Source organism: Caballeronia glathei (genome assembly GCF_000698595.1).
GTDB classification, from domain to species: domain Bacteria; phylum Pseudomonadota; class Gammaproteobacteria; order Burkholderiales; family Burkholderiaceae; genus Caballeronia; species Caballeronia glathei.
Window position 1 is genome coordinate 1 of record NZ_JFHC01000182.1, and the last position, 3,123, is coordinate 3,123.

At 54.6% G+C, this 3,123-nt stretch carries 4 protein-coding genes; 2 read left to right on the forward strand and 2 right to left on the reverse strand.

Annotated elements, in window-relative coordinates:
• Positions 1-1,202: 1,202 nt before the first annotated feature.
• Both BG61_RS37990 and BG61_RS39675 read right to left on the reverse strand, forming a co-directional pair.
• Positions 1,203-1,478, reverse strand: coding sequence for a hypothetical protein (locus tag BG61_RS37990; RefSeq protein ID WP_035943422.1), 276 nt, complete (start codon positions 1,476-1,478; stop codon positions 1,203-1,205).
• On the reverse strand, positions 1,475-2,203 hold the full coding sequence (locus tag BG61_RS39675) for a CBS domain-containing protein (RefSeq protein WP_051673095.1): 729 nt from the start codon (positions 2,201-2,203) through the stop codon (positions 1,475-1,477). Before BG61_RS39675 ends, BG61_RS37990 begins: the two co-directional genes overlap by 4 nt.
• Before the next feature lie 492 nt (positions 2,204-2,695).
• On the opposite strand from BG61_RS39675, the gene BG61_RS41155 reads away from it, so the two are divergent.
• Together BG61_RS41155 and BG61_RS41160 are read left to right on the forward strand one after the other, a co-directional pair.
• Entirely contained in the window at positions 2,696-2,902 is a 207-nt protein-coding gene (locus BG61_RS41155) for a DUF2934 domain-containing protein (protein WP_075584337.1), read from the forward strand.
• Between the two features lie 41 nt (positions 2,903-2,943).
• A complete protein-coding gene (locus BG61_RS41160; RefSeq protein ID WP_081868338.1) occupies positions 2,944-3,075 on the forward strand; it encodes a YetF domain-containing protein in 132 nt (43 codons plus the stop codon).
• The last annotated feature ends 48 nt before the right edge of the window (positions 3,076-3,123 follow it).

A 3,123-nucleotide genomic window follows, 5' to 3' on the forward strand; every position in this document is an offset into this window, starting at 1 on the left:
GCTCCGCTAAAAATCCTCTGCATTATCGGCATTGCATTTAATAGCCGATTTCCGGTTTTTTGCTTTTACGCCCGCGCGGAAAAAGTGCGTTTTACTCCAAATAGCGGACCATTGGGATTAAGAGGCGCTAATATGTATGACGGCCCCTACGAAATCGAAGTAAACTTATAGCGATTTGTTTTCCGCTCGTACGAGCATCACGCTCTCAATTCGTGAAGTCCAGTTTCTTTAGGCTCGGACCGGATGTAATGCCAAGCTGCGTATGCGTCTTTGCATTTTCCGGCTAAATCCGGCATCTAAACGCGATTAACCATTTCCCAGCCACCATGTTCGCCCGAGCTGCAACTGTATCTTTGCCGGTAAAGAAAACACTACACGCGGCATCAGGATTGGTCGTGGGCTCGGGAAGTTCGGTCTGAATTTTTAGATTTTACTATCGAAGCTGATAAAAGTATTGATAATGAGGATATTCCAATATTTTACAATTCGAGCGCCGACTCGCTCAATATCATTTACTTCTATTTTGATGACTACAACAAGGTATGGGACTTTGTGTTGGCGCGCGAAAAGCAGTGCAACTGCAAGTGATTACGGATTATACATTTTTCAATTATTTCGATTAAAAGAGAGCCCGAGGGCTTCCGCAAAGGCTTACCGTACTTCCGATGCTCGCAACTCCTAGCACGCGTCCACGTCATCGCCCGTCGAGTCCATTAATTATGCTGGTGGGCGCAGTAATTCGGCTAATGCGGGCAATCTCGGCGATTTTTTGCGGCCATACGACATCGACGCTTGCTCTTCCGCGCTGGCCGCGGCGTTAGGGTCGTGGAGAACGAATAGCGCACGACTATCTATTTTTCGTGACTGTCGTGCGATGCAGAGACGGATTCTGGCGCGGGCGGACAGGGTGACCGAAGCGGCCTACTGCTACAACCGCGTGCAGGCCGTGGTCAACTGACACAGCTATTTGTAGATAACTGTCACAATAACATGATTGATACATCGATTTATGTCAATTGTCCGAGAACGCCGCGGAAACCGTCGCGTGCCTGTCAGGCCGCCGTGCCAATGCGGTGCCAATCGCATCTGCTAAGCGACCGGCAAAAAACTGATCACTTCCATTATGTCGGACAAGCGCTCGGAGTTCTTATCTCCGGAAGTCCATAACGTCGGCGTACAAGGATCAAACTCGTTTGCAGCGACTATTCGAAGAGCGTCATCAGGAGACGGCGCTGCGCCTCGGCTTTCGCGTACGGCACCACGTACTGGCACGCCTCCTCCGGTTCTGCCGCGAAGCTGCCAAATGCGCCAGACCCGGACTTTTCGCCGCCGGGATAAGTGACGATGGCCACAGACACGAAGTCCGACGGCTGCAGTTCAATGAGCGGGACGATCCCGGCTCCGATAAAGTCCACACACGGTACGTGCATTACGTTTCGCAGTTGTGCGTCGACCGCCAAAGTATTAGCCGGCTTCATTTCGCCGCCTTGCTCTCGCCGTCCACCTCGCGTGCCGCTTGCTCCCAAAACTCAGCGTCTTGTCCTACCGGGATGCCGGCCTGTTCCCAAAGGACTCGCGCACGGGGACGAATCTCCGCGTCTCTCTCAGAGGTAAGCTCAAGTGTTTCGAGGCTTTCGCCGTTCTCGCCGACGTGGATACTTAGTACGTCGTAGCCGTCAGCCACTGTGGTCCAATTTGCGACTCGCCTGCTCTCTTCAAATTGGCTGATGGCCGCCTCGACTGCCTCTTGTTTCGATCCTTGGGCGACGGATACGCGCATCATCTCGCTGTGATGCGGAAGGCCCGCATGGTCCAGAACCTCTTTATAGAAAACGACTTCGAACGGGCGTCGCTCGGAGGCGCCGCCCTCGATGTCGGTCAAGGATATGATGCCGACCAACTGTCCGTCAGCGTTGACGACCGCGAGCCGCTGGACATGGGCGTCCCGCATGAGGGTGGCCGCTTTTTCGATCGATTCGTCTTTTGAGCAGCAAATCGCATCCACCGACATTGCTTCACGAACGCGCATGCGATCCGTGTCGCGATTGTCTGCGACGCCGCGCATCGCTATGTCACGGTCTGTAATCATGCCAAGAAGTCGTCCGTCCTGGCACACCGGTAGGCAGCCAATATTGTCTTTCCTGAGCGTGCGTGCGGCAGTTGCCAAGGTCTCGTCAGGCTCCAGGAATACTGCGGGTTTCATTCGCTCTCTAACTAGCATGGTATGGCCCTTCAATTGAGGTCAATTGCAGTTCTTGACCCGTGCTTAAACCGCCGAATTTGAACGGCGGTCCGACGGAATAGGTCGGTCCGCAGTTAGACCGAAGAGGACGGTTGTCCCTCCTGCCTTTCGCGTTGAGTGGTGTCGGAGCAGGGTCTTCTGGTGTTCTTTGGACGTGCTGGCCGAGAGATGACCCGAACGGGCGCGGCTGATTTTTACCACCGAAATCGCGATCTACATATCGAGACTACTCTTTGTTGGGAGACGAAAACTACTTTATTTAGAGGTGAGCCGAAGCCTGTCCCGTCGCCTCGAAGCGGTCCCTGAAATGTTCTCAATATCAATCGAATCGCTCTGTCAATCGCGCGGACGAAAGCGCATCATCAGGGCTCGATACCGGCAAATATTCAGAAGCGCGCCGCAGCGGCATGACAGGGCACGCACCGACAGGCCCACCTCTCAGCAAGGCACAACATGGACGTTCCCATCCCAGAAGGCGAAATCCGCTTACGCGCGTATCAACTGTGGCTAGAGGCCGGCAGTCCAGAGGGTCGCGCCGAAGAATTTTGGGAGCGGGCCCGACTGCAACTCGCCGCAGCCGATAAACCGACTCAATCCGACCTAGTCGCGGATTCGGACGAATTCGCTGCTGCGCCGCCGGCAGCAACGTCGCAACGGTGAGTTGCCGTGGCGTCTTACCAAGCCGAAAGCTGCACGATAGTATGCGCCGGGAGGCGATAACTGACGAGGAGCTCGATGCCACGCTAAGAGAGAATGGTGCGAGCTCGCTTGAAGAGGTGGAACGGATCTACCTTGAGTTGGATGGCCAGATTAGCGTCGTGAAAAAGAAATGATGGCGCATGCGTTGAAGTTCCGCGGCCCTTCGACTTTTAAGCTCCGGC

Bases quoted from the DNA above. Each gene is read 5' to 3' on its own strand.
- BG61_RS41155 (WP_075584337.1), top strand. From the start codon at position 2,696: ATGGACGTTCCCATCCCAGAAGGCGAAATCCGCTTACGCGCGTATCAA.
- BG61_RS41160 (WP_081868338.1), top strand. From the start codon at position 2,944: ATGCGCCGGGAGGCGATAACTGACGAGGAGCTCGATGCCACGCTAAGA.
- BG61_RS39675 (WP_051673095.1), bottom strand. From the start codon at position 2,203: ATGAAACCCGCAGTATTCCTGGAGCCTGACGAGACCTTGGCAACTGCC.
- BG61_RS37990 (WP_035943422.1), bottom strand. From the start codon at position 1,478: ATGAAGCCGGCTAATACTTTGGCGGTCGACGCACAACTGCGAAACGTA.